This is a genomic window from Allobaculum sp. Allo2, from assembly GCF_022701175.1.
Lineage (GTDB): Bacteria > Bacillota_I > Bacilli_A > Erysipelotrichales > Erysipelotrichaceae > Allobaculum > Allobaculum fili.
Genome location: NZ_CP078088.1, coordinates 2,697,953 through 2,721,982, shown reverse-complemented (window position 1 = coordinate 2,721,982; position 24,030 = coordinate 2,697,953). Strand labels below are relative to the sequence as shown.

25 protein-coding genes, 1 tRNA gene and 7 pseudogenes are annotated in these 24,030 nt (G+C 50.8%); 24 read left to right on the top strand and 9 right to left on the bottom strand.

The genetic code is table 11. The annotated features are described in order from the left end of the window. Window positions 1-2: 2 nt before the first annotated feature. The gene (locus KWG61_RS15640) at window positions 3-890 is read right to left on the bottom strand and encodes a glycoside hydrolase family 2 TIM barrel-domain containing protein (protein WP_367614413.1); all 888 of its coding nucleotides are present in this window, start codon (window positions 888-890) and stop codon (window positions 3-5) included. Beyond that, on the bottom strand, window positions 782-2,077 hold the full coding sequence (locus KWG61_RS15635) for a sugar-binding domain-containing protein (RefSeq protein WP_242744577.1): 1,296 nt from the start codon (window positions 2,075-2,077) through the stop codon (window positions 782-784). Before KWG61_RS15635 ends, KWG61_RS15640 begins: the two co-directional genes overlap by 109 nt. 452 nt (window positions 2,078-2,529) lie before the next feature. Here KWG61_RS15635 and KWG61_RS15630 point away from each other — a divergent pair, with 452 nt between their 5' ends. From KWG61_RS15630 to rpsI, 9 genes and pseudogenes are all read left to right on the top strand, one after another. Next, complete coding sequence (locus tag KWG61_RS15630) at window positions 2,530-2,769, top strand: hypothetical protein (RefSeq protein WP_242744576.1); 240 nt, start codon at window positions 2,530-2,532, stop codon at window positions 2,767-2,769. Window positions 2,770-2,779: 10 nt separating this feature from the next. Next, window positions 2,780-3,268 (top strand): HD domain-containing protein, encoded by a 489-nt coding sequence (locus KWG61_RS15625; protein ID WP_242744575.1) that lies wholly within the window; start codon window positions 2,780-2,782, stop codon window positions 3,266-3,268. A gap of 473 nt (window positions 3,269-3,741) precedes the next feature. Continuing rightward, a pseudogene (locus KWG61_RS15620) lies at window positions 3,742-4,559 on the top strand (energy-coupling factor transporter ATPase). Next, window positions 4,544-5,004 (top strand): annotated as a pseudogene (locus tag KWG61_RS17930) (ATP-binding cassette domain-containing protein); the annotation flags it as partial. The pseudogenes KWG61_RS15620 and KWG61_RS17930, both read left to right, overlap by 16 nt. Next, window positions 4,978-5,403, top strand: a complete 426-nt coding sequence (locus tag KWG61_RS17925; protein WP_367614412.1) for an AAA family ATPase — start codon at window positions 4,978-4,980, stop codon at window positions 5,401-5,403. The pseudogene KWG61_RS17930 and the gene KWG61_RS17925, both read left to right, overlap by 27 nt. Next, on the top strand, window positions 5,396-6,199 hold the full coding sequence (locus KWG61_RS15610; RefSeq protein ID WP_230268046.1) for an energy-coupling factor transporter transmembrane protein EcfT: 804 nt from the start codon (window positions 5,396-5,398) through the stop codon (window positions 6,197-6,199). Before KWG61_RS17925 ends, KWG61_RS15610 begins: the two co-directional genes overlap by 8 nt. Before the next feature lie 25 nt (window positions 6,200-6,224). Next, window positions 6,225-6,989, top strand: coding sequence for a tRNA pseudouridine(38-40) synthase TruA (gene truA, locus KWG61_RS15605; protein ID WP_367614411.1), 765 nt, complete (start codon window positions 6,225-6,227; stop codon window positions 6,987-6,989). 215 nt (window positions 6,990-7,204) lie between these two features. Further along, window positions 7,205-7,641: pseudogene (gene rplM, locus KWG61_RS15600) on the top strand (50S ribosomal protein L13). An 11-nt stretch (window positions 7,642-7,652) separates the two neighbouring features. After that, window positions 7,653-8,059 (top strand): annotated as a pseudogene (gene rpsI, locus KWG61_RS15595) (30S ribosomal protein S9). Between the two features lie 142 nt (window positions 8,060-8,201). Here the strand turns inward: rpsI and KWG61_RS15590 are convergent. Then, the gene (locus tag KWG61_RS15590) at window positions 8,202-8,870 is read right to left on the bottom strand and encodes a response regulator transcription factor (protein WP_230268050.1); all 669 of its coding nucleotides are present in this window, start codon (window positions 8,868-8,870) and stop codon (window positions 8,202-8,204) included. 410 nt (window positions 8,871-9,280) lie between these two features. On the opposite strand from KWG61_RS15590, the gene KWG61_RS15585 reads away from it, so the two are divergent. The 6 genes and pseudogenes from KWG61_RS15585 (at window position 9,281) to istB (ending at window position 14,711) form a co-directional block, all read left to right on the top strand. Beyond that, complete coding sequence (locus tag KWG61_RS15585) at window positions 9,281-9,790, top strand: pyridoxamine 5'-phosphate oxidase family protein (protein WP_230268051.1); 510 nt, start codon at window positions 9,281-9,283, stop codon at window positions 9,788-9,790. Window positions 9,791-10,055: 265 nt separating this feature from the next. Further along, a pseudogene (locus tag KWG61_RS17920) lies at window positions 10,056-10,993 on the top strand (transketolase); the annotation flags it as partial. 45 nt (window positions 10,994-11,038) lie between these two features. Beyond that, window positions 11,039-12,046, top strand: a complete 1,008-nt coding sequence (locus tag KWG61_RS16760; protein WP_367614410.1) for a transketolase C-terminal domain-containing protein — start codon at window positions 11,039-11,041, stop codon at window positions 12,044-12,046. A 765-nt stretch (window positions 12,047-12,811) separates the two neighbouring features. Next, window positions 12,812-13,039, top strand: a complete 228-nt coding sequence (locus KWG61_RS15575; RefSeq protein ID WP_242744574.1) for a hypothetical protein — start codon at window positions 12,812-12,814, stop codon at window positions 13,037-13,039. Between the two features lie 4 nt (window positions 13,040-13,043). Beyond that, window positions 13,044-13,502, top strand: a complete 459-nt coding sequence (locus KWG61_RS15570; RefSeq protein WP_242744573.1) for a hypothetical protein — start codon at window positions 13,044-13,046, stop codon at window positions 13,500-13,502. Between the two features lie 387 nt (window positions 13,503-13,889). Further along, entirely contained in the window at window positions 13,890-14,711 is an 822-nt protein-coding gene (gene istB / locus KWG61_RS15565; protein WP_242744572.1) for an IS21-like element helper ATPase IstB, read from the top strand. Window positions 14,712-14,790: 79 nt separating this feature from the next. On the opposite strand, the gene KWG61_RS15560 is transcribed toward istB, so the two are convergent. Both KWG61_RS15560 and KWG61_RS15555 read right to left on the bottom strand, forming a co-directional pair. After that, window positions 14,791-15,000, bottom strand: coding sequence for a hypothetical protein (locus KWG61_RS15560; RefSeq protein ID WP_242744571.1), 210 nt, complete (start codon window positions 14,998-15,000; stop codon window positions 14,791-14,793). A 56-nt stretch (window positions 15,001-15,056) separates the two neighbouring features. Continuing rightward, window positions 15,057-15,800: a TIR domain-containing protein gene (locus KWG61_RS15555; protein ID WP_256460901.1), complete on the bottom strand. Its 744-nt coding sequence runs from the start codon at window positions 15,798-15,800 to the stop codon at window positions 15,057-15,059. Window positions 15,801-16,148: 348 nt separating this feature from the next. Here KWG61_RS15555 and KWG61_RS15550 point away from each other — a divergent pair, with 348 nt between their 5' ends. Then, the gene (locus tag KWG61_RS15550) at window positions 16,149-16,676 is read left to right on the top strand and encodes a flavin reductase family protein (protein WP_230267509.1); all 528 of its coding nucleotides are present in this window, start codon (window positions 16,149-16,151) and stop codon (window positions 16,674-16,676) included. 141 nt (window positions 16,677-16,817) lie between these two features. Here KWG61_RS15550 and KWG61_RS15545 read toward each other — a convergent pair whose 3' ends face one another. From KWG61_RS15545 to KWG61_RS15535, 3 genes and pseudogenes are all read right to left on the bottom strand, one after another. Next, window positions 16,818-17,930, bottom strand: coding sequence for a glycosyltransferase (locus tag KWG61_RS15545; RefSeq protein WP_242744569.1), 1,113 nt, complete (start codon window positions 17,928-17,930; stop codon window positions 16,818-16,820). A 136-nt stretch (window positions 17,931-18,066) separates the two neighbouring features. Continuing rightward, a pseudogene (locus tag KWG61_RS17915) lies at window positions 18,067-18,441 on the bottom strand (glycerol-3-phosphate acyltransferase); the annotation flags it as partial. Window positions 18,442-18,715: 274 nt separating this feature from the next. Continuing rightward, window positions 18,716-18,791, bottom strand: a tRNA-Asn gene (locus tag KWG61_RS15535). Window positions 18,792-18,945: 154 nt separating this feature from the next. Here KWG61_RS15535 and KWG61_RS15530 point away from each other — a divergent pair. From KWG61_RS15530 to KWG61_RS15495, 8 genes and pseudogenes are all read left to right on the top strand, one after another. Next, the gene (locus tag KWG61_RS15530; protein ID WP_242744567.1) at window positions 18,946-19,176 is read left to right on the top strand and encodes a hypothetical protein; all 231 of its coding nucleotides are present in this window, start codon (window positions 18,946-18,948) and stop codon (window positions 19,174-19,176) included. Between the two features lie 362 nt (window positions 19,177-19,538). After that, the gene (locus KWG61_RS15525; RefSeq protein WP_242744566.1) at window positions 19,539-19,784 is read left to right on the top strand and encodes a hypothetical protein; all 246 of its coding nucleotides are present in this window, start codon (window positions 19,539-19,541) and stop codon (window positions 19,782-19,784) included. After that, window positions 19,754-20,221: an HAD family hydrolase gene (locus tag KWG61_RS16645; RefSeq protein ID WP_367614409.1), complete on the top strand. Its 468-nt coding sequence runs from the start codon at window positions 19,754-19,756 to the stop codon at window positions 20,219-20,221. The genes KWG61_RS15525 and KWG61_RS16645 overlap by 31 nt, the downstream gene beginning before the upstream one ends. Further along, on the top strand, window positions 20,200-20,613 hold the full coding sequence (locus KWG61_RS16640) for an HAD-IIB family hydrolase (RefSeq protein WP_256460725.1): 414 nt from the start codon (window positions 20,200-20,202) through the stop codon (window positions 20,611-20,613). The genes KWG61_RS16645 and KWG61_RS16640 overlap by 22 nt, the downstream gene beginning before the upstream one ends. Before the next feature lie 178 nt (window positions 20,614-20,791). Continuing rightward, window positions 20,792-21,328, top strand: a complete 537-nt coding sequence (locus KWG61_RS15515) for a manganese efflux pump MntP family protein (protein WP_242744565.1) — start codon at window positions 20,792-20,794, stop codon at window positions 21,326-21,328. 263 nt (window positions 21,329-21,591) lie between these two features. Further along, window positions 21,592-21,966, top strand: a complete 375-nt coding sequence (locus KWG61_RS15510; protein WP_242744564.1) for a sodium:calcium antiporter — start codon at window positions 21,592-21,594, stop codon at window positions 21,964-21,966. Window positions 21,967-22,064: 98 nt separating this feature from the next. Further along, window positions 22,065-22,510 (top strand): annotated as a pseudogene (locus tag KWG61_RS17910) (sodium:calcium antiporter). A 170-nt stretch (window positions 22,511-22,680) separates the two neighbouring features. Continuing rightward, the gene (locus KWG61_RS15495; RefSeq protein WP_230267515.1) at window positions 22,681-23,220 is read left to right on the top strand and encodes a nitroreductase family protein; all 540 of its coding nucleotides are present in this window, start codon (window positions 22,681-22,683) and stop codon (window positions 23,218-23,220) included. A 359-nt stretch (window positions 23,221-23,579) separates the two neighbouring features. Here the strand turns inward: KWG61_RS15495 and KWG61_RS15490 are convergent, their stop codons facing one another. Beyond that, window positions 23,580-24,017: a hypothetical protein gene (locus KWG61_RS15490; RefSeq protein ID WP_242744562.1), complete on the bottom strand. Its 438-nt coding sequence runs from the start codon at window positions 24,015-24,017 to the stop codon at window positions 23,580-23,582. Window positions 24,018-24,030: the final 13 nt, after the last annotated feature.

The window sequence follows — 24,030 nt, the reverse complement described above, 5'->3', positions numbered from 1 at the left end:
CGTTACCCAGTCTCCGTTGGCGGTACCGGACAGGCCTTTTTCTCCGAAACGCTGTACGTTACGCCAAGATTTTTGAGATCGACGGCACGCGACTGGTCCACCCAGTCCCAGATAAATCCGCCAAGCTGATTTTCTTCGGCGCGGATGGCATCCCAGTACTCTTTCAGGTTGCCGACGGAGCTGCCCATCGCGTGGGCGTATTCGCACATGACGTAGGGCATTTTGCCTTCGCCGCCGCGATCCCATACGGTGCCCGTACTCGGGTACATGTTGGAACGCATGTCGGTACCCAGGTTGCCGTCGTTTCCTTCGGAATGAACCGGACGGGTACTGTCATGATTTTTGAAGTACCAGATCATGTCGCGCTGAAGACCGTTTGCAAAGTTCTTGTCGCTGTTGTAAGTCATTTCGTTTCCGATTGACCAGATCACAATCGACGGGTTGCTGCGCAGACGCTTAAAGGCGGTTTCTGTACGATCCAGACCGAGTTCGTAGAACCAGCCCTGCTTTTCGGAATTGCCCATGATCGCATGGCATTCCATGTTGGTTTCGCCGATGAGGTACATGCCCCAGTCGTTGGCGAGCCAGTACAGGTAGTCGTCGTTGGAGTAGTGCGAAGTACGAATAGCGTTCAGGTTGTTCTGCTTCATCAGCTTCACATCTTCTTCGACGGCCGCCTGAGGAGTCGCCTTGCCATGGAACGGGTCGGTGTCGTGGCGGTTGGCGCCTTTCAGCAGCAGACGCTTGCCGTTGATTTTTACCGGATCCCAGTGGGTGGTGGTCACGCGATAGTTTTCATCCACTTCGGTACGGGTGAATTCCACCTGACGGAAACCGAGCTGTGTCGAAACGGTTTCCACTTCTTTACCATTGGCATCTTTAAGGGTGATGACCAGAGCGTAGAGGTTTGGATCTTCTGCGGACCAGAGCTTTGGATTTTTACAACGGTGCTCAGGGAAACGCTATTGGTCTTTGTGCTGGCCAGTACCGGCACAGAAACTTCTTCATCGGTAAACAGAGCCGTACCGCTTCGATCGTAGGCGGAAGCGGAGAGCGTCCAGCCCTGGCTGACGGTGCTCGACAGGTTGCGGATATCCGCTTCAATGTTCAGAACCGCGTTGGTGTAGGACGCATCGAGAGTTGTCGTGTAGTGATAGTCCTGAATCTGTACGAGCGGTGCGGATGTCAGATAGACATCGCGGAAAATACCGCCGTCATAGATCATGTCCTGGTCTTCAAACCAGGTACCGTCGCAGAACTTGTGAACTTTGACAGCCAGCAGGTTCTCACCGTCCATGTTGACGTAGTCGGTGATGTCGAATTTGTGCGGGCTGAAGGTGTCTTCGGAATAGCCGACTTCCTTGCCGTTCACGTAAACGTAGTAGGCGGATTCAACGCCGCGGAAATCGAGGTAAATGCGGCGGTCGCTTCCGCGCAGAGAATCATCAATGGTGAATGTCTTGCGGTACAGGCCGACCGGATTGTAGTTGGTCGGCGCAGCCGAGCAGTCTACATTGGAGTCGTATTTGGACTGCCAGGGCATCTGGGTGTTGGTGTAGATCGAGAAATCAAATCCCTGTGTTGTCCAGCTCTGGGGCAGCGTAACGGATTTCCAGTCTTCGCCTTCGCCCTTCTTGAAATCGGTTTTGTAGAAGGCATGATCTTCCGTCATCATTTCATTGGCAAGTGTTTCATTCTGAACGACGGTCAGATCCCAGTTTTCGTTTTCCCCGGTCAGCATCTGCATTTTCTGAGATTCTTCACGGGCGTTGTAGTTCCATACAGCCTTCTGTGCAGCAGCAGAATTCTGATAGGGGATGATCTGGGTGCTGGCGGCTTCGCGGTTAATGCCGGTTACATCTTCTGCAACCTGCGCGTTGCCGTCCACATCCGTGTAGTGGGTTCCCGTCCACTCCTTGTGAGTGAACTTGGTTTTGTCGACGTTGGCCTTGATGGAATCCGCCGGCGACAAGTTGTCGGACGAAGTGCCTTCCAGGGCAGCGATAGTCATCGCCGGGAAGACGGAATACGCCATCGAGGCAGAAACAAGCAGCGATAAAACCTTATGTTTCTTCATTCCAGTTTTCTCCTTTTCTTCGGTGCGCGTCCGCAAGAGACTGGGGGTCTTTGCAAACGCTTACACTGTTTGGTTTCATCTTATGCCAGATGTTAATTTTTGCAATAGGGGTCAGAAAGAATTTTCGTTTTACTGGAATATATGGATATGTTTTACTCGTGTTTTACTTAAGTACTGCGAATGTACAATCTGGATATAAACCGCATACATATATAAAATCATTTATATGGAATGGAATAACCGGAATTTGCACAAAGAGAACAGGTGTAAAAATCGGTAATCGATATTTACCTTGCGTTTCGCAAGTGCAAGTTTTATTAAAAGCTTTACTGCCCGACGGGGATGAAATCCGTCCGGTCTTCCATTGAAAAACGAAAATCCTTAAATAAAGGCCTTTTAACCGCTTCCTGCGACAAACTCGACTGAAGCGTTTTTTGAGTGGACGGCAATCCATGGAACAGACCGGACGGCTTTTACCAGAATCCGCCATAAAACTCAGGAAAAGAAAAGAAAGTACAAACAGAGCAGGAAAAATTCCCCGCTCTATTTCCAGAACGGGCCTGTCTGCCGTGCTTCGTGGGAAAGAAACGAACGATTCAGGTTTTTCAGACGAAAGAAAAAGGAGGAGTGAAGATGGATGTAAAACGTTCGACAGCCTCAAAGACCGGTACTTTACAGAACTGGATGTATGATGGCGAGCCCATGAAAAAACGCCTGGAAGCGGCGGCACAGAAGATGCCCCTGTCCCAGACGATGCAGGCGCTTGCGTATATGGAAAAGGCGCATGCTGGTCAGCTTCGAAGGACCGGCAATCCGCAGCAGCCGGTCGTTCCATACGCCATTCACCCGCTGAGTCTGGCGGTGCACGCGCTGGCCCTGGGCATTACGGACGATGACCTTCTGAGTGCCGCACTGCTGCACGATGTGTGCGAAGACTGCGATATTGCCTGCGCGGATCTGCCCTTTTCCAGAAACGTCCAGGAAATCGTATCCCGGCTGACCAAAGATGCCGGCTGCTTTTCGAAAGCGAAGATGCGCGAATATATCGAAGAGAGCGAAAGGCGGATTTTGCCGATGGCCGAACCGATCCGTGCAGCCCGCCCAGAATGGGATGCGCCCGTATTTCTTCTCGAATATCAGATGGTCAGCCTGATTACCGCGCTTCGCCCGCTCGTATACGAAAGACTTTGAAATCGAGCGCAGGATGGACATCTTCTCTGAACGCGGAATTTGCGAAAGTATGAATTTGCAAGAACAGGACGATAAGGATACAAAGATGATCAGAATCCACAACCCGGCGAATGGACAGAGCCGGGTTTTCGTATGCCGTTTTTCCGGTTTTCTACCATATATATTTTCTATATATTCTCTAAAATATATTCTCTAAACCCATTCTCGATCCATCCGGTGTTGGAACAGCCCATCTCTCCAGAACCGGGAAACAATCCGCGAATTCCCTCTGGTGCGTTCATAAAAATCGAAAATGAGCGTACACGTAGGGGATTTTTAAAAAGCGGCCGATACATACTTCGTTTTTGGGCCGGTCCGCGCGAAAAGCGAAAAAAGAAAAAAGTATGCCTAGTGTAACCCCTTTCCCGGGATGTGAAAAAGAAGCGGCTATGTATAATACAAGTTGACACTCTGAAAGGTAAACAGAATAAAAAATGGAAGCTGTTCATATTGAAAATCTGGAGTTCTCCTACGACGGAGCCACTCCGGTACTCAAAGGAATTACTCTCAATATACCCAAAGGAAGCTATACAGCGGTGGTCGGCCATAACGGATCCGGCAAATCCACGCTGGCCAAGCTGATCATTGGTCTGCTCGAACCCGCCGCCGGTACAATCGATGTTCTCGGAACGCGCCTCACGGAAGAAAGCGCCCCGAAATCCGCGATCACGTCGGCATCGTGTTCCAGAATCCGGACAACCAGTTTATCGGCTCCACTGTAGCCGATGACATTGCCTTTGGTCTGGAAAACCATTGCGTCCCGACCGAACAGATGCAGGGACTGATCGAAGAAAACGCGGCGAAAGTCGGCATGCTCGACTACCTGAACGCGGAACCGACGAATCTTTCCGGCGGACAGAAACAGCGCGTCGCCATCGCGGGCATTCTGGCTATGTCGCCGGACATCCTGATTTTTGACGAATCGACAAGCATGCTGGACCCGCAGGGAAAAGCGAGCGTCAACGCCCAGATCCGCAAGTTAAATAAGGAAAGAAACATCACGATTCTTTCGATTACCCACGATATGGACGAAGCCGCTCAGGCCGAAAACGTGATCGTGCTGGAAAAAGGAAAAGTTGCCGCCCAGGGAACGCCCGCAGAAGTGTTTGAAAACGGGGAAATGATGAAGGATCTGAAACTGGATCTGCCTTTCGCCCTGAAAGCCTCAAAGGCCTTTGAAAAGGCCGGACTGACGGATCATCCGGTGCTTACGCTGGATGAGCTGGTGGAGGACGTATGCCAATTGAAATAAAAGATCTCGAGTACACGTATTCGCAGGGAACACCCTTTGAGCACAAGGCGCTCAAAGGCGTCAACCTGACGATTCCCACCGGCAAGGTGACCGCCATTATCGGTCAGACCGGATCGGGAAAATCCACGCTCGTTCAGCATCTCAACGCGCTGCTCAAGCCGACGAAAGGCAGCGTCGATATCGCCGGCTTTCATATCGATCCGGCGACGAAGCTGACGGATGTCAAAGCTCTGCGCAAAAAGTCGGTCTGGTGTTCCAGTTTCCGGAATACCAGCTGTTTGAAGAAACGATTGCCAAGGATATCGGCTTCGGGCCGAAAAACTTTGGCTATACGCCCGAGCAGATTCAGGAAGCGGTGCATAAAGTGCTGCCTTTAGTCGGCCTCGACGAATCGTATCTCGAACGCTCCCCGTTCGAACTGTCCGGCGGACAGAAGCGGCGTGTCGCCATCGCCGGCATTCTCGTTCAGGATCCGGAAGTGCTCGTTCTCGATGAACCGGCTGCCGGTCTGGATCCCCAGTCAGCCAGAGAAATGATGAATCTGTTCATGTCGCTCAACCGCGGGCAGGGAAAGACCATTCTGCTCGTCAGCCACGATATGGAGCACGTCCTGGACTACTGTGATGAAGTCGTCGTCATGAAAGACGGCAAAGTATCCACGCAAATGGAAGTCCACGAATTTTTCAAACATCCCGAACTGCTGCGCGAAATCGATATCAACCCGCCTGGCATTGTTCAGCTCAAGGAAAAGCTGCAGGAAAAAGGCTTTTCTGTTCCGCAGGACAGCTATTCGCTCGATGAAATCGCTCAGGCCCTGAAAGAGCAGGTGAACGCCCATGAATAACATTGCGCTCGGCCGCTATCTGCCGATCGATTCGGTCGTCAGCCGCATGGATCCGCGCTCGAAAATCATGATCCTGCTCATTCTGATGGTGGCGATCTTCATTCCGGCCGGATTCTGGGGCTACATTCCCATCGTTCTCTTTATTATTGCGGCTCTGTATCTTTCCAGGCTGAAGCTGTCCTACGCGCTGCGTTCGCTCAAGCCGATGATGTGGATGATGATTTTCCTGCTCATTATCAACGTCCTTGTTCTGCATACCGGAACGCTGCTCTTTGAATGGGGCTGGTTCAAGATTTATTCCGACGCCCTGATTCAGACGGCTTACGTCATTATCCGACTGATGCTGATGATCATTCTGACGACGATCCTGACCGCCACAACCAAGCCGCTCGACTTGACGCTCGGCATTGAAAAGCTGCTCAAGCCGTTCGAGAAAATCGGTCTGCCGGCGCACATCATCGCCATGATGATTTCCATCGCGCTGCGCTTTATCCCGACGCTGATCGAAGAAACCCAGCGCATCATGAACGCGCAGGCGTCCCGCGGCATCGACATGCAGAACGGCACACTCAAGGAAAAGGTGTCCGCCATTCTGTCTCTGATCGTCCCGCTGTTTGTTTCCGCCTTTGACCGCGCCGATCAGCTCGCCAACGCCATGGAAGCCCGCGGCTACAATCCATCCCGTAAAAGAACGCGCTATAAAGTGCTCAGGATGCACGGCATCGACTACGCGGCGATGGCCATTTCGGTTCTCGTTCTTGCCATCGACATCATTCTGGCCGTTCTTGGAGTGTAGACATGCGCTATAAAGCCATACTGGCATACGATGGCCATCGCTATGGCGGCTTTCAGAAGCAGACCAACGCGACCGGCATTCAGGAAGTCATCGAAAAGGCGCTGGAAAAATCCTTCATCAGCCGGCGTCCATTACCGCAAGCGGCCGCACGGATGCCGGCGTTCATGCCCTCGGACAGGTATTCCATTTTGACGGCCCCGACAACATTTCGCCTTTGGGCTACTACAACGCGCTCAACACGCTTTTGCCCAGGGACATACGCATTCAGTCTGTCGAAGCGGTGGATGAAGATTTTCATGCCCGCTTTTCGGCGCGCTTCAAGCGATACGACTACGTGATTACCAAGGAAAGAGACAATCCTTTCCTTTATAATTACAGCCATTTCGTATGGCGCGATCTGGATGTCGAACGCATGCGCCAGGGAGCTGCTGTCTTTGAAGGGGAACATGACTTCACGTCCTTTTCCAACGCGCAGATCGACGAGAGAAAACCGCGAACGAAAACGATTTACCGTATCTGCATCCAGGAAGAGCCAAAAGGCCTGCGGCTGATTTTTGTCGGTACCGGCTTTCTGCGCTACCAGGTGCGCATGATGAGCGCCGCTCTCATTGCCCTTGGCGAAGGCCGCATTACGGTCGATGAGCTGAAAGTCATGCTGGAGGCAAAAGACAAGCACGCGTCGCGCTTCAACGCCCCAGCCAAGGCGCTCTATCTCGTTCAGGTCGGCTACACCCAGAATGAACTCGATACTCTGCTCGCTTCTCTGTCCTCGGATCCCGATGGGATCTGAGGGCTTTTTCGTGAAAACGGTGACCAATGAAAGTCTTCCTTTTCCCTTTAGGCATGGGAGGATTTGCGCAATTTAAAATCGTGGAAAAACGTCTGGATTTCTTCTCTGTGCCAGGGGATTGGGATTGACTTTGAAAGGTGGAATGCTTAAGATAATCCGTGGCTGTATCCAAGCCTTTGAGCCCCGGTAACGCTCATTGAAACGGAGGAAGCAACATGCGTCAAACAACAATGGCAAAACCTGCTGAAGTAGAACGCACATGGTATGTAATTGACGGCGAAGGCCAGACTCTCGGTCGCCTTGCCACCACTGCAGCCCACGTTCTGCGCGGTAAACATAAACCCACTTACACACCAAACGTGGACTGTGGAGATTATGTAATCATCATCAACGCTGACAAGGTCAACATGACCGGCAACAAGCTTGAAACTGAAAAGTACTACAATCATTCCGGATACTATGGCGGACTGCGTGTACGCACTGCCAAGGAAATGAAGGAAAAATACCCTGTTGAATGGGTTCGCAGAGCTGTACAGGGCATGCTCCCCACAACCGTCTGGGAGATGTTCAGCGCAAGCACGTTCTGGTTTACGCCGGAAACGAACATCCGCATGCAGCACAGAAACCTGTGGAACTGAAAGTGAAAGGATAGGAGATTAGGAAATGGCAAATAAAGAAAATTTCGTTCAGTATCTCGGTACCGGACGCCGTAAAGAAGCCGTTGCCCGTGTCTTCCTTCGTCCAAATGGAACAGGGAATATCGTAGTCAACGGCAAAGAGCTTAAAGAGTACATGCCTTCTGAATTACTTCAGATGGAAGTTCGTTCCCCTCTTGAACTGACCAACACACTCGACCAGTTCGATGTAATGGTAACCGTTCAGGGCGGCGGCTTCACCGGCCAGGCTGGTGCAATCCGTCACGGAATTACTCGTGCCCTCATGGAAGCTTCGGAAGACTATCGTCCTGCTCTGAAAGCAGCTGGTTATGTAACTCGTGACCCGCGTGCTAAAGAACGTAAGAAATACGGTCTGAAAAAGCTCGTCGTGCACCGCAGTTCAGCAAGCGTTAATTTTACCAATGTTGCAAATCCTGCAGAAATGCAGGATTTTTTATGCCCGAATCGCACAGATCCGCGGCGTACGGGCATAGAAAAAGCCGTGTCGTCCGGGCACGGCTTTTTACAAAAGGAAAAATGTGTCGGCAGACAGCAGCTAGACCATGTAGCCGATGCCTTTGCGGGTAATAATGAAGTCTTCGATGGAAATGGCGGCCAGCTTGCGGCGCAGACGGTTTACGTTGACGGAGAGCGTGTTCTCATCAATGTAGCAGTCGGTTTTCCACAGGGCTTCCATAAGCGTTTCGCGGGCAACGATCTTTTCCTTGTTTTCCATCAGGATCCGCAGGATGCGGGCTTCGTTTTTGGAAAGTTCGATGGATTTGCCCATATAGCTGACTTCATTGCTGCCTAAGTCAAGATGAACGCCATGATGTTCGAGATAGTCGGTATGCTGGGTATAGTCGAACGTCCGGCGAAGCAGCGCCTGGATTTTGGAAACGAGAACCGCGGTATCAAACGGTTTCGTGATGTAATCGTCGGCTCCCTGGTTGATTGCCGTAATGACATTCATGCTTTCATCCGCGCTCGAAAGAAAGATGATGGGAACTGAAGAAAATTTTCGAATTTCACTGGTCCAGTAGAAACCGTTGCGTCCAGGCAGGTTAAGATCCATAAGAATCAGCGCCGGCTTGAGCCGGTCGAATTCTTCGCGGATGTGGTCAAAATCTTTCGCGCAGACCATTTCAAAACCCCAGCTCTGCAAAACAGAGGAGAGGCTCGAGGCCAGGGAGGAGTCATCCTCAACGATCATGATTCGGTACATGCTTTCATTTTAGCGAGCGGCAGGACCAATAACCTGAACAAAAACTGAAATTTCCCTTTCGTTTCTGAAATATAAAATGAACAATCGGCGGTATTTGAGCGCATCTGAGGTCAATTTGGGGTGTAACCGTCTTCAAAAACCGTAAGAAAGCAAAAACGGCTTTTCCGTTTCCCTGAGCAAACCTTCCATCGCACAGGCTGGCGTGCCGCAAAAAGAGTCTGCCTCGTCTCTATAAGCAGAGGCAGGCATCCGGGCATAGAGACAAGTGAATCGGATTGGAAATGCCAGAATCAAGATAGAAAATCCGAACGCAGAAGATAACCGGCACAGATGGAAATACCGGACACAGAAAGCCAGTACAGAAAAACCAGAACAGAAAGTACAGAAAGTACACAAAAGGAGAGACAGCCATGAAGATGGACATGCGGCGCAAGGATCGACAGGTACAGGATCCTAAGAAAATCGAAGAACTTCTAAACCGGGCGGACGTTTTGCATCTTGCCCTGGCCGATGAGGAAATTCCGTATATCGTCGCTCTTTCGTATGGCTATGCGCTGGAAAACGGGAAACTGACCTTCTATTTTCACAGCGCCAAAAGCGGACACAAAATCGACTTGATCCACACAAATCCAAATGCCGCCATTCAGATCGACTGTCCCGGGCGGTTTCTGCCTGCGCAAAACGGTAAAGCGTGCACGGCAAGCGTCGCGTTTGACTCGCTTTTTGGACAGGGAAGGATCCGGGAGATCACCGATCCAAAGCAGAAGGAAAACGCACTGTGTGCTCTCATTGCACACTGTCTTCATGAGAGAAACGAAGATAAAAGCGCCTTTTCCTGGGATTTTGATACGACCGTACTCGATCACACCGCCGTCTTTGCGGTAGACGTCCAGCAATATACGGTCAAACATCATGGCTGAATTAAATATAGTCTGTATTGATCTTAAGGAAATCAAAATCATTCCCTGTTTGTAAAAATCGGCAAGCCAAATTCTCAATTATGACAGTGCAAATGGGATTGAGTATACTGAAGCTGGTCCTCTTTTCTGCCATAATTCGTGAAATTCTGCACGACATTGTGAAGACATGGACTTTTTATCTTTTGCGTTATTCTAGTATACGGTCTTACGAAAAAGGCCTGAATAAGGTAGAAATCAAACCAGAACACACCATAAGGAAGACATTATGACTAATATTGATCAGCAATCCGTGAATGCAATTCGTATACTGGCCGCCGATGCCATTCAGAAGGCAAATTCCGGCCATCCTGGTGCTCCGCTTGGAACTGCACCAATGATGTATGAGCTTTTCGCTAAACACCTTTCCCACAACCCCGAAACCCCAAATGGGAAAATCGCGACCGTTTTGTTCTTTCCGGCGGACACGGCTCAGCCGGCCTGTACGCCCTGTTTCATCTCTTCGGCTATGGAATCTCCGCAGAAGATCTCTGCAATTTCCGTCAGCTTAACTCGCTGACACCGGGTCATCCGGAATACGGCCACACCGTTGGCGTTGAATGCACCACCGGCCCTCTGGGCAGCGGTCTTGCCGCTTCGGTTGGCATGGCCATTGCCGAAGAATTCCTGGCTGAAAAATTCAACCGCCCGGGTTTTGATATCATCGATCATTACACATTCGTCGAACTCGGCGACGGCGACATGATGGAAGGCATCTCGCAGGAAGCCCTCTCTTGCCGGCACGCTGAAGCTCGACAAGCTGATTCTCCTTTACGACTCCAATAAAATTTCCATCGAAGGCGATACCGATCCGGTATTTGCTGAAGATGTAGACGCCCGCATGAAGAGCCTTGGCTTCTCCACCTGGACGGTAGAAGACGGCAACGATCTCGAAGCGATCGCTAAAGCCATTGAGGAAGCCAAATCCGATCGGGAACATCCTTCCTTTATTACGGTGAAAACCAAAATTGGCTACGGCTCTCCGAAAGAAGGTCTGGCTTCCAGCCACGGCGAACCGCTTGGCGCCGACAATGTAGCCGCTACAAAGAAAAACTTGGCTGGCCAAGTCAGGAACCGTTCTATGTTCCGACGGAAGTGTATGAAAACTTCACCGAACTGGCTAAACGCGGACAGAGCGAAGAAGACGCGTGGAACGCCCTCTATGCCGCCTATAAGAAAGAGTATCCGGAAGTCGAAGCGGAATACCGCAAGATGCTGGATCAGCAGCCGGATGAAGCTGCGCTGGAAGCAGCCGATCTCTTTGAAGTACCGGAAAAAGCCGAAGCTACCCGCGTTTCTTCCGGACGTATCATCAACAAGCTTAAAGACGTTATGCCTAACCTCATTGGCGGATCCGCTGACCTTGGTCCGTCCAATAAGACCTACATGAACGGCGAAGGCGACTTCGCGCCGGAAAACCGTGGCGGTCGCAACATCCACTTTGGTGTGCGTGAACTCGCTATGGCCGGCATTGCCAACGGTCTGGCTCTGAGCGGTCTGCGCCCGTATGTCGGCACATTCTTCGTCTTCTCGGACTACGCCAAGCCAATGGCCCGTCTGGCTGCACTGATGAACCTGCCGGTAACGTACGTTTACTCGCATGACTCCATCGGTGTCGGCGAAGACGGTCCGACCCATCAGCCAATCGAACATATGGCTTCTTACCGTTCCATTCCAAACATGGTCGTATTCCGCCCGGCGGATGCGAAGGAAACAGCTGCAGGCTGGACGCTGGCCGCAAAACGTACCACCGGTCCTACCGCACTCATTCTGACCCGTCAGAACGTGCCGCAGCTGGAAGAAACGTCGAAGGAAGCCGTCAAAGGCGCCTACATCCTTCGTGACAGCAAAGCCGAACTGCCGCAGGGCATTCTGATCGCTTCCGGTTCGGAAGTGGCTCCGACCCTGAAAGCAGCACAGCTGCTGGAAAAAGAAGGCATCGACGTTCGCGTTGTCAGCATGCCTTCTATGGAACTGTTCGAAATGCAGCCGGAAGACTACCGCGAATCCATTCTGCCGCGCAAAGTCAAAGCCCGTACTGCTGTTGAAGCGTCCAAGGACTTCGGCTGGGGCCGCTACGTTGGTCTCGACGGCGAAGTGGTCGGCATGAAGAGCTTTGGCGTTTCCGCACCAGGAAGCCAGCTGTTTGACTACTTCGGCTTCACTCCGGAAAACATTGCCGAAACGATGAAACGCGTACTCGCCCGCACTGCGGAATAAGTTTCCCATCCGGAACACTCGAACGGAAGACAGATCGATTTCAGAATTGAAATCCAGATTCTCATACAATGAACAAAGAGGCTGTACGAAAAAATGAATTCGTACAGCCTCTTTTTCATTTGGTGTGATCTGGCGTTCTCTGCTTATAGCCGAATGTTCGCCAGAGAGCATCGTGCGGATTTCCATTTCTTACTTCTTCTTACTTCTCTTACTTCCTTTTGGAAAAGAAGAAAAATTGGATCGGAACAGAAAATCGGTTTCGTTATTTCGCTGCGCCGGACAGCAGCTCCTGTTTTTGTAGTTTAAAACTGGTCCAAAAGCGAAAATCGGATTTGAAAACTGGGCCACCTGACTTGTATCGTACTCCGTAATGGAGGACTAGAAAGTGCATACTCAGATGACAGTTTTCAAATACATCGATTTACGAACACAAGGAATCTCATCCAGAAAAGCCGCTGCGCTGTGCTCGATCTCGAGAACCACTGGTGAGAAGTAGTACAGGAAGTACAAGGAAAGAGAGAGTCTCTGGAAGCTGATCCAACCCACGAAAACAGCCGGACGTTTATTGAGGAGTGTATCGATCCGCCTTCATACGACAGTTCATCCAGACAACCTCGGAAATACAGTCCAGAGGTCGACGCGCTTCTGGATCAAATTCTTGAAGACGAAGAAGAAAAGACACGCCTGCTCGGGTCTGGCCATAAGCAGCAGCTGACCTGCTTACAGATCTGGGATCTGATCAGGGCTGCTGGATTCGACATTGGATTGTCGACCCTCACAAAAAGGGTCAAAGAGAAAAGGAACAGGCACAGAGAATGCTTCATCAGTCAGGACTACGAACCAGGTGACCGGTTTGAATACGATTTTGGCGAAGTGAAGCTGATGATTAATGGTCAGAGAAAGACGTTCTATCTGGCCGTTATGACTTCGCCATGGTCAGGCTATCGAGCTGCCTGCCTGTACGAAAACCGGAAAAGTCAGGTCTTCTTTTGAATCGATGATCCGCTTTTTCAATGAAGTCGGCGAAATCTTCAGAGAGGGCGTTTACGACAATATGAGAAACGTCGTCTCGAAATTCATAGGAAGAAACGAGAAAGAAATTAATCCGGAACTTATCCGCTTCGCCCATTACTACGGGTTCAGGGTAAACGTTACGAACGCATTTTCTGGAAATGAGAAAGGATCCGTCGAACGTTCCGTTGAAGTAGTTCGAAATAAGAGCTTCGCCTTGAAATACAAATTCGACAGTCTCGAAGAAGCTAGAATGTGGCTCAAGGATCGTCTGGATGAACTGAATAAAGATACGAAGCGGAAAGAAGAACAGCCGTTTCTGAAGCCGCTCCTTCCTGACTATGAAGCGGCTCAGATCGCTGAGCGGATAGTAAATAAATACTCTTTAATCAGCGTTGACAATAATCAGTATTCCGTTCCCGATAATCTGATTGGTAAAAAGTAAGAGTTAAAACCTACACAGAAACAATCAAAGTTTATTACGAACATGAACAGGTAGCTGAACATCAGAGAATCAATGATGGAAAACAAAAACGTGCTTCGATATTCGGCACTATCTAAGCACGCTGCGTAAAAAGCCTGGAGCTTTAAGAAACAGTACAGCCCTCAAAGCGGATCCAGAACTCAAATCAATTTACGACAACTATTTTAGCGAAAAGCCGAAAGAATTCATAGAAATACTCACCAGACACAAAGACCGGCCTATGGAAGAAATCAAAGATCTGCTCAGGATAGAAGCCTGTCAGGCACCTCAGCGCCAATCTGTCTATGAGCCTCTGGCCGCACAGGTAGAAGAATACCAGGCCCTCTTTGCCTAGAAAGCGAGTATGAAATGAACATTGAAGCTTACGCCAAAAGGCTGCGCCTGCCTTTTATCCGCCAGAACTATAAGGAACTGGCTGCCCAGGCGAGAGAAGATCACCTTGATTACGAAGAATTTCTGGAAAAGGTCCTCAAAGGCGAAACGATCAGCCGCAATGAAAACTGTATTCAGAAGCGGATCCAGCTGGCGCATTTCCCAAATCGGATGTCTCTGGAAGACTTTCAAACGGAACATTTGAGAATCGAAATCCAGCAGAAAGTAAAAGAGCTCTCAAGTCTGGACTTTATAAAAAATGGAGAAAACGTAATCCTGATTGGAAATCCAGGAACGGGAAAAAGTGCCTTGTCTATCTGTCTGGGTATGGAAGCCTGTCTGAACAATATGAGCGTTCTGTTTATCGGGGTGTCCGATCTGTTGATCGAGATCCGTGAAGCCATGAGCCAGAACCAGCTGCTTCGATATAAGAAACGTTTTGAAAGTTTTGACCTCGTGATATTGGACGAACTTGGATACTGCTCATTCGATCAGAAATCTGGTGAGATTCTGTTTAACTTGATTTCGAGTCGCAATGGCAAGAAGTCCTTGATCGTCACAAGCAATCTGGAGCTCAACCGCTGGAGCGAGATTTTCAAAGATGAAGTACTGACGTCAGCGATGATTGATCGACTGGCTTATAAGGCCTACATGATCAATATGACCGGCCAGAGTTACAGGCTTCGTGAAACCAAGAAATGGGTTGAAGAAAAATCAGGCGGAAAAATCAGAAAAGCGCGTCACCCCCTAGGGGGTGAAGGGAGAAGGAACTGCTCTGGAAAGAGCAGTCTTCTATAACCCAAAGTGGACCAGTTTTCAATTGACAAAAACAGCTCCTTCTGCTCATAGCGGATTTCAACTTTTTCAATGCCATCCATCAGCTTTTGGTCAGCCGGACGTATTCGCCCTCGCTCCGGCTTCGGCTTCTGGCTGCCTTTTGAACATAATCTTCGCAAAGAAGCGTACGAAGCGTATGTTCGAACATGCGAATTTCCTTGATCTGAAACCGTTCTTTGGCCTGTCGGTCCGGCGAGTCGTCCGCATTCAGTTCCAGAATGCGCTTTACCGTATCGTAGGATGCGGTCACAATCGACGGAAAATCGACGATATGAAGCGTATCGGCGGTGAGGAGGTACTGAAAGTTCAGAGGCCGAAAGCGCGCCTGTTCGATCCGGGCCGGACTGAAAATAGGATCTTTCCCCAGGAATTCTCGGACATCTTCCGTATGCAGAGAAGAGGAAGCAAAATGTGAATTTTCCATGCGCCCTGGGAAATCAGCGTTTCGGCTATGTGCTGATCTTCGGGTTTAAAGATCGGGGGTTCGTCCAGTTTCTCAATCAGACGGAAGACGAAATTGCGCATGTAGGAAACTGCCAGCGCATTGGCCGCTCCGATGACCATCGGTGCCGTCACATCGGTCGTCTGTTCAATGTAATCGTGGATTCCGTCGATCGAACGATTCGTCCGTTCAATGATTTCATGAATCCGTTTTGCGGTCAGCTCCATCTCCTCCGTGTTCCAGGGATCAAACCGAAAAGCCGGCAGTGCGATTCCTCCGTTTACACCGGACAGATCTTCGGGCAGACGGACCGATTCGTCACTGAGCAGGATGACTTTTTCCGGACCGAGGGCCATGACACAGAGACCGATCTCAAAGAGCACGTTGTCCCGCATCGTCTTTTCCCGGATTTCTTCGCCGTTTCGAATGAGTGTCGTTTCATCATGCCCTTCGCAGATCAGAATGGCGTAGTCAAACGACGGAATCTTTTTGATGAGCATCGGCAGAAGCGCGATCTGCTCTTCGTTTACGGCCTGCGCGAACAGATCCCTCCATTCGCTGACCTGATAGTCATATTCTTCCAGGCGGTATTTCAAATGCTGAAGAATACCGCTTTTTCGGAAAGACCGCTTGAAAACAGAACAATAGAAATGCCGTTCGCAGAATTTGTCATCTTTCCTCCCCGTCTATGCCTTTTCTTCTTTGGACTGTCCTAAAATAGGAATACATTCCCATACAAAAGGCCTGCCTTTATTATAAAGAGATTCCCGGAAGGAAAATCCAGAGGAGGAAAACGGGTACGTTTGCGTGTGCAGTCGGGATTCTTTCCTCACTTTTGCGTCCAGTATTCGGGGTACACCAGACGGCCAGAAAACATGGAGCAGGCCAGAACCCGTATAAAAAGCTAGACACTCATCTAGCTGGAAATCCACATAGAAAGAAGGAAAGAACAGAATATGATCACTTCAAAACCGATGACGCTTGCCGAAGTTTCCGGTATTGTGCTGGAACAGCTGCCCAAAGGCATTCTTCTGACGACGCAGGATGGCGATGTTCGCGATACCATGACGATCGGCTGGGGCGGCCTGGGAACCAACTGGGGAATGGATGTCTTCACCGTGTATGTGCGGGAAAGCCGCTTTACCAAAACGCTTCTCGATGCCAACCCCGTCTTTACGATCAGCTGCCCGATGCCCGGCATGGATGTCCGGTCGATTTTAGGCTTCTGCGGAACGAAATCCGGCCGGGACGTAGACAAGTTCGAAGCCTGCCATCTCCACACCGTTCCGGGCGAGGAAGTGTGTACACCGGCGATTCTGGAGTTGCCGCTGACGATTGAGTGTCAGGTGCTTTACGCCCAGAAGGAAGATCCGGCCAGCATTCCTTCCGAAATCCGGAAGCACTATTATCCAGAAGGGGACAATCATACAATCTATATCGCACACATTAAAGCGGTTTATCTCCTGCAGAACGACGAACAGTAAAACGGGTCTTCCGCGCGATACTGCACATTTCCATATACAGACAGACAAAGGCGGATCCTCCAGATAAAGGGAGGATCCGCCTTGATTTGTAAATTGAACGTTATTCGGCAAGTCCGGGAAGAAAAGGATCGGACTGCGGATTCATGGACGCAGCCAGTTCGCACCAGTCGCCAAGCCGTCTGGAAATGCCGGTAAAAACGGGTCTGGCGGCGTATTTTCGGGACGGTGATGTTTCAGCATGTGTGCAGCTAGAGAAGCGATCTCGTCGTTTGTACGGGCGTAGCAGGCATAGCCGTGACGTTCGAAAAACTCCGCGTTCTGTGTTTCACATCCTGGAATCGCAAACGCAAGCAGCAGCGGCGTTCCGGAAGCGGCCGCTTCGGTAATGGAAAGGCCGCCTGGTTTCGTAATAAACAGATCCGCCAGCTGCAAGTACTGAAAAATGTTTTTCGTAAAGGCCACCGGGGAAATGGATGGATCGTTGAACTTTTCGATGCGGCGATACAGTTTCCGGTTGTTGCCGCAAAGCACGAGAATGTGCAGATCCGGCTGGTCTTCAAGCAGCGGCTGCAGGGAAATGAGCATGGGCCAGAGACCTTTAATGCCCATCGATCCGCCGCCGACTAAAACGTAGCGTCTGGAAGGACTCAGCCCTAATGCCTTGCAGGCTTTATCCCGGCTGGTGCGCAGATCGAACTTGCGATCGACGGGAATGCCGCAGGGGATCATGCGGGAGTGATCGACGCCTTCCTGAAAGAAGGTCTCCACCAGATCGGGATGGGGAATGGTCATCCAGTCCGTCTGAACGTCGCTTTCAAAGGGAATGCACGTATAGTCGGTGGGAATCATTACGCTAGGCGGAACGTGCAGACCATGGTTTTTCAGCCAGGTGAGCATGAGTCCCGGATACGGATGCGAACACAGGATAAGATCGACTGGATGTTCGCTCAGCCAGCGATGCAAAGCCAGAGCGGTCTTTTTCTGGACCGCCAGAACGGGATTGGGCAGGCTGAAGTTTCGCTCGCCTTCTTCGTACAGGCGGCCGAGCTGATAGACGGCGCCAAAGAGATGCGGCGAAAGCTGCACCATGGAAACGTAGGCGCTGCCGACGCGCCTGGCCATCTGCGGCGAGCGCAAAGAATACGGGTCGAAGAAATGTACGGTCCAGCCGCGCGCCGTGAGTTCGTGGACCATAGCGTGTGCGGCGGAATTGTGACCGCCGCCGGTCGAACAGGACAGAATCAGCGCTTCCATAAAAGCTTACCTCCATATCCGGCCGGGCTTCTTTGGACAGGCCGAGTCTTGCGAGTACAGAAACTGAAGTCAGAGCCGCTCCACCGACTAAAACGGAAGCGGCCTGCAAAGCCAGACACATGGGGGCGTAAAGAATAAAGACAAGCCCCGTCATGTAGAAATTCGGACGAATTCGAATGACCAGCGTAAAGGTCAGAAAAAGCACGATTAAAGCCAGCGTGGGCAGAAAGCTCACCTGACCGGCCCATACGCCAAGGGCGGAGCCAAATGTGGCGGCGATGCCTTTACCGCCGCGAAAACGATAGAAAATGGGGAACAGGTGTCCAAAGACCGGCGCCCACATGACCAGCATCAGACTGCAGGGGATCAGGGCGCATTCTGGCGTGCGGGTGTACAGATAAACCGGAAGGAAGGCTTTGCCCAGATCGCCGAGCAGAACGAACAGACCGCACCAGAACCCGCCTTTTTCAAAGGCGTTGAAGGTGCCGGGATTGCCGTCCTCGGTTCCCAGGGTGGCGTCTTTTTCGAAAACAGTGCCGAGTAAAGGTGAATATAGAGAATGCTCCCGGAAAGATAACCGAACAGCAGATAGGCGAATAGTGTCATCATGATTCTCTATATTATATCGAAAAGCCCTTCAGGACCTTTCAATCATGCCAAACGATTTTGTGAGATTGCCTATCGCATTGGATTTACAAAAAGTTACGCACGAAAAGGAGAAGCCAAAAGCTTCTCCATCAAAAATCGCATAAAAAAGCGGAGCGTTAGCTCCGCGATTGATCAAATGGCGCCTGAAACAAGACTCGAACTTGTGACCTGCCGGTTAACAGCCGGATGCTCTACCGACTGAGCTATTCAGGCATTTGATCTTGGCTCATCAGCGGCTTTTTCAACCCGCTCCCTGAGCGCAAAGATAATTTATCATTTTCCCTAACCCCGTCAACAAATTTCATTCAAAAATTTTAAATTCAGATTTAAAAGTATATGTGGGTCAATCAAAAACCGGAAAAATCCGATGGGTATAAGGGATTTCGCCATAAACGCTCCTCAGAACAAACCAGAAAAAAGTTTTCCACAAGGTCCGGATAAAACAGAAATGAGGCTCTCTGGACTCTATACGGGCATCCAAATGCAGAAGAAAATTTCAAAAATGGAAATTTTCTCCCGAGAAACGCGTTCCACTTCAGAAAAAAAGCCGATCCGGGCGGTTCAGGAACAAAATCCGGCTGCAAAACCAGACGCTTGAACCGTCTGCAGCACCGAGAGGAACAATGCAAGCGTTAAACCGAACCTCAGCAGAAAGGGAACAGGCTTCAAAGTTCGGTCGCTTTGGGAATGCGATAAGATGATCAGTGTATTTTGATATTGGATCCATCGCCTTAACCCCCATGCGTTTTTCTGGAATGGCTGCACATAGAATGAACCGCGAGAAGCAATACCAGAGAAGCAATACCAGAGAAGCAAAATGGGAAAAACAAAACGGGAAAAGCTGTGCAGAAAACACGGCGGGAGGCGACAGGCAAAACAGTACGTGATGGAACAGAAGCCGTACGGGACGAAATAAACGAAACAAACAGCACGAGATAATACAAGAAGGCAGGGGAAAGTATGTTCACAAACACAGACAGCACAAAAATGAAGGATGCAAAGACTTTAAGCGAGACGTCTTCTCTTTTGAACAATTTGAAAGAGATCCAGACACTCGCTGCATCCTTGCCCGCAGACCGTCCCGATCCGTCGCGGATTCGGGCCGTTATTATGGATATGGATGGCACGCTGCTCAACGCGAAAGAAGAAATCTCCCCAAAACCCGTGCGTATCTCATTGGGCTGGAACAGGCGGGCATCCGTCTGATTCTGGCTTCAGGGCGCAGCTATAAGCGGCTTCTTCGCTATGCGAACGATTTGAGAATGGACGAATACGGAGGACTGCTCATTGAAGTGGACGGCGTCGCTCTATACGATCTCTCTGCAAAGGAACGTACCAAATACCACGAGATGTCTTCGGAAGAAATCCGGGAGATCTACACGTGGCTGATCGGACAGAACGCGGAAAGCCAGGCCGTATTTGACGACGGCATGTTTGTCTATTTTTCTCCGGCGATACGGGAACATAAAATTTTGCTGCGCGGGGAAAATCATCTGGATGACGACTATCCCTGGACGGCAGGGCCATGGAAATGGCTGGCGGACATGCGCGACGGCTATCCGGAAATTCATTACGTAAAAGCGCCGAGGAAATTTTCAAGCCCGTCAACAAGCTGCAGATCATGCAGGAAGAACAGCCGCTGATCGAACTCTTCGAACGGATGCAGGCGCGCTTTGGCGATCGGTTTTCGATTTATCGAACGACGCCGCGTCAGCTTGAAGTGCTGCCTCTGGGCTTTTCGAAAGGCGAAGGCCTTCGCCGGCTGATGGAACGGGAAGGCTGGCAAAGCGATCAGGTCATCGCGTTTGGCGATGGGGAAAATGACGTCTCCATGTTTGAAACCGTGCCTTTTTCCTTTGCGATGGGCAATGCGAAAGACTTCGTAAAACAGCAGGCGTGGGCTGTAACGGATTCCAATACGCAGGACGGAATTCGAAAAGCGCTTATGGCGCTCGGCCTGCCCGCAAACACGAAAGCCCATACCAAAAATGAAAGCGAACTCTGCGTCTGCGCACGCAAATCGGCTTTGTTTTAAGCCTTTTGAATTGTGTACTTCCCGATCGGAGTAAACGCGGACAAATCATTTGAACGATCGAGAACGACACGTTCGAAGATTTCGTGGGGTATAATATTCCGGCTTAGCCTTCCTGCCGGACAGTTCTGGCAGAGTGGAAAAGACGGTCGGCAATTTCAAAACGGAAAGAAGGAATTACATGAATCTGGTAACGGTCATCATTATGTCTGCGGCACTTGCCATGGACGCCTTCGCTGTTTCGATTTGTAAAGGTCTGGCCACAAAGCATGCCGACGGGAAAGTCATGCTCGCCTGCGCCTTGTGGTTTGGTCTGTTTCAGGGCCTCATGCCGGCTCTTGGCTACTTCTTCGGCGCGATGATTGTCGGCGCCGTACAGTCGTTCTCGAGCTGGATCGCCTTTGGCCTGCTGGCCTTCATCGGGATCAATATGATCCGTGAATCCGGAAAGGAAGAAGATACCGATTCTTCCATTGAAACCGGAGAAATGTTCATGCTGGCGATTGCGACGTCGATCGACGCGCTCGCTGTCGGCGTTTCCTTTTCGATGACGCCGGTAGAAATCGTCGCCGCATGGCCGGTCTGGGCGAATGCGATGCTTGCCTGTGTGATCATCGCGATTGTCACCGGAATCTTCTGCGCCTTCGGCGTATGGCTCGGTTCCGCCGCCGGAAGTCACTTCCAGAAAAAGCCAAAATTGCGGGCGGTCTGGTTCTGATTCTGATCGGCATACACATTCTGCTTTCTTCTTACGGAATTCTCTGATCGCTTCGCAGGACCTCGTCCGACGGGCATCCAGGCGGAAGAAGAGGCAATTTGAAAAGAGAGTAGAAAGTTAAGAGCGTTGAAATGGCAGAACGGAAACACCGCAGGCGCGGCAAACCGAAATCTGCCGTTTTTACGTCGTATGACAGTACATACAACAGTACATACGACAGACCTGCGTCCAAACCGGAGCATGGTTTTTAAGAAAGGGTATCTATGGCTTATTTATGGCTTATCGTCGGCTTCGTCCTGCTGATTAAGGGCGCCGACCTGTTTGTGGACGGCGCAAGTGCCGCCGCACTGAAAATGAAAGTTTCGCCGGTTATTGTCGGTCTGACGATCGTCGCACTGGGCACCTCGCTTCCCGAAGCGTCCGTGTCCATTTCGGCGTCCATTGCCAACAGCAACGCTCTGGCAATTTCCAACGTACTGGGATCGAATATCTTCAATACGCTCGTCGTGGTCGGCGCCAGCGCGGCAATTACCCCGTTTGTCATCCATAAAACGGTTCTTCGCCGGGATATGGGGTCAACATTTTCTGCTCGCTGCTTCTGCTTCTCTTCCTTCTCGGAGGAAACCTCAGCCGCGTAGAAGGCATTCTTCTTCTGATCATCCTGGCGATTTATCTTTACGTGCTGATCCGGGACGCGAAAAAGAACCCGGTCGAAGAAGACAGCAATGAAAAGCAGATGCCGACCTGGAAAATTCCGGTTCTGCTTCTGATCGGCATTGCGGCCATCGTTCTTGGCGGCGACATCACCGTCGACAGCGCCAAGGAGATCGCGGCGAGTCTGGGCATGTCCGAAAACCTGATCGGTCTGACCGTCGTTTCGGTCGGAACGTCGCTGCCGGAACTGGTTACTTCCGTGACCGCGGCGAAAAAGGCGAAAGCGGCCTTTCGATCGGGAACGCCATCGGCTCCAACATTCTCAACATTCTTTTCATTCTCGGCGCTTCCGCGACGATCTCGCCGCTTAGTGCAGACATGTTTAACGTGATCGATTCCGCCATTCTTCTGGCCGTCGCCATCGGAATGTTCGCACTGTGCTGGTTCTCTCCAAAACTCAATCGAACCAAAGGCATCTGCATGATCCTGGTTTACTGCTGTTTTGTGGCCTATACCATCCTGCGCTGATCCATTCTTCTCGTTTTGCATCGAATGAAATCGAGATCCTGCTACAATTTCTGGTAAAGCAGGATCTTTTTCGCTCCGCACTTCGGTGTCTGAAGGAAAAGACATCATGCAGCAGCGGCCTAAAAATACAGGCGCCAGTACGGCTATCCTGCATCAGAGGAGAATTTTCCATGAAATTTGATAAAGTACTCGAAAATCGTCGAGCAATCCGCCGCTATAAAAACGAACCGATCGACCATGAGGACATCCGCAGAGTTCTCAAGGCCGCCATTCTTGCGCCAAGCTGGAAAAATTCGCAGTGCCCGCGCTGGTATGTGGTCACCAACGATCAGCTGCTCGCAGAGCTCCGGGAAAACGGTCTTCCGGCTTTTAACGCGAAAAACACGGAAAACGCCCCGTGCCTGATCGTCGTATGCTATGAACCGCGAAAAAGCGGCATGGGCAATGACGGCGAATACGCCAATGCGATCGGGGAAGGCTGGAGCTGCTTTGACTGCGGCCTCGCGGTAGAAAACCTCTGCCTCGAAGCGAAGCGTCTCGATCTCGGAACGCTCATCATGGGGATTTACAACGAACAGGCCATTCGTCAGGCGCTCTCTATTCCAGGAGAGCTCAAAATCATGTGCGTCGTCGCTTTAGGAAAACCGGATATCGATCCGGAAATGCCAAAGCGAAACAAGCTGAAGGATGTCGCTGTCTTCAAGGACTGATTCCTCCCGGACACTTAATCCTGCCCATTCCAGCCGCTGAATCCGCTCGTTCTACAGAAAACACACCAGCAGAAAACACAAATGGACAAGGCAGCCCGCGCGGAACGCTTCTCGTTTGGCACGGAACGGCTTTGTCCTTTTTCGTGTTCTGCGCTTTCTGGATCTGAGCTTTTTCCTTTCTTTTTCATGATCAGGTGCTGTCCAGGCTTTGTGTGCGTCGTTTCAAACAGGGATAGGGAATAGACGAGATTCCCGCTACAATAGAATGCACAGGCCCGCAGAACCCTTTAACCGGAGAAAGGAGGCGAGGAGCGCGTGAAGAAACAGAACGTTCTGAAACGGACCGCCCAGTCGATTCGTCATTTTTTGAACATATCCATTCGTATTGGGAACTCTGGAAAAATCGAAGAGAGTACGGGGCGATTGAGTCCAACGCGACGATTCGAGAAATTCACGCGTTTGATCGCGTTAAGCCGGGCGATCTCGTCTACTGTGAAATGCCCATGAGCGACTGGGCACTTGCGGATGTCCCCAAAGGCCATCGCTGCCGTCCTTACCTGATTCTGGCCAAAACCGAAGACGGCCTGATCGGCTGTCCTTCCTCGCACAAGCGCCGAAAGAAAATTTCCAGCTGGGTCCAGATGGAACTGAAACCGGAAGATTACGATCAGTTCATGCTGTTTGGATCCCGTTACCACGCGCAGGGCAGCACGTTTGTGGATCTGAGCCACTGGGAGGAAATCCCGGCGCGTAAAGTGCTCTCTTTCCACCAGCCTGAAAGAATCGGATCGACGCATTGCCGATCGAATT

Coding starts and splice junctions, on each gene's coding strand:
- KWG61_RS15635 (WP_242744577.1), bottom strand. CDS start 2,077: ATGAAGAAACATAAGGTTTTATCGCTGCTTGTTTCTGCCTCGATGGCG.
- KWG61_RS15630 (WP_242744576.1), top strand. CDS start 2,530: ATGGAACAGACCGGACGGCTTTTACCAGAATCCGCCATAAAACTCAGG.
- KWG61_RS15625 (WP_242744575.1), top strand. CDS start 2,780: ATGAAAAAACGCCTGGAAGCGGCGGCACAGAAGATGCCCCTGTCCCAG.
- KWG61_RS15610 (WP_230268046.1), top strand. CDS start 5,396: ATGAATAACATTGCGCTCGGCCGCTATCTGCCGATCGATTCGGTCGTC.
- KWG61_RS15590 (WP_230268050.1), bottom strand. CDS start 8,870: ATGTACCGAATCATGATCGTTGAGGATGACTCCTCCCTGGCCTCGAGC.
- KWG61_RS15585 (WP_230268051.1), top strand. CDS start 9,281: ATGAAGATGGACATGCGGCGCAAGGATCGACAGGTACAGGATCCTAAG.
- KWG61_RS16760 (WP_367614410.1), top strand. CDS start 11,039: ATGCTGGATCAGCAGCCGGATGAAGCTGCGCTGGAAGCAGCCGATCTC.
- KWG61_RS15570 (WP_242744573.1), top strand. CDS start 13,044: ATGATCCGCTTTTTCAATGAAGTCGGCGAAATCTTCAGAGAGGGCGTT.
- istB (WP_242744572.1), top strand. CDS start 13,890: ATGAACATTGAAGCTTACGCCAAAAGGCTGCGCCTGCCTTTTATCCGC.
- KWG61_RS15550 (WP_230267509.1), top strand. CDS start 16,149: ATGATCACTTCAAAACCGATGACGCTTGCCGAAGTTTCCGGTATTGTG.
- KWG61_RS15545 (WP_242744569.1), bottom strand. CDS start 17,930: ATGGAAGCGCTGATTCTGTCCTGTTCGACCGGCGGCGGTCACAATTCC.
- KWG61_RS15530 (WP_242744567.1), top strand. CDS start 18,946: ATGGGTATAAGGGATTTCGCCATAAACGCTCCTCAGAACAAACCAGAA.
- KWG61_RS15525 (WP_242744566.1), top strand. CDS start 19,539: ATGTTCACAAACACAGACAGCACAAAAATGAAGGATGCAAAGACTTTA.
- KWG61_RS16640 (WP_256460725.1), top strand. CDS start 20,200: ATGCAGGAAGAACAGCCGCTGATCGAACTCTTCGAACGGATGCAGGCG.
- KWG61_RS15515 (WP_242744565.1), top strand. CDS start 20,792: ATGAATCTGGTAACGGTCATCATTATGTCTGCGGCACTTGCCATGGAC.
- KWG61_RS15510 (WP_242744564.1), top strand. CDS start 21,592: ATGGCTTATTTATGGCTTATCGTCGGCTTCGTCCTGCTGATTAAGGGC.
- KWG61_RS15495 (WP_230267515.1), top strand. CDS start 22,681: ATGAAATTTGATAAAGTACTCGAAAATCGTCGAGCAATCCGCCGCTAT.
- KWG61_RS15490 (WP_242744562.1), bottom strand. CDS start 24,017: ATGCGTCGATCCGATTCTTTCAGGCTGGTGGAAAGAGAGCACTTTACG.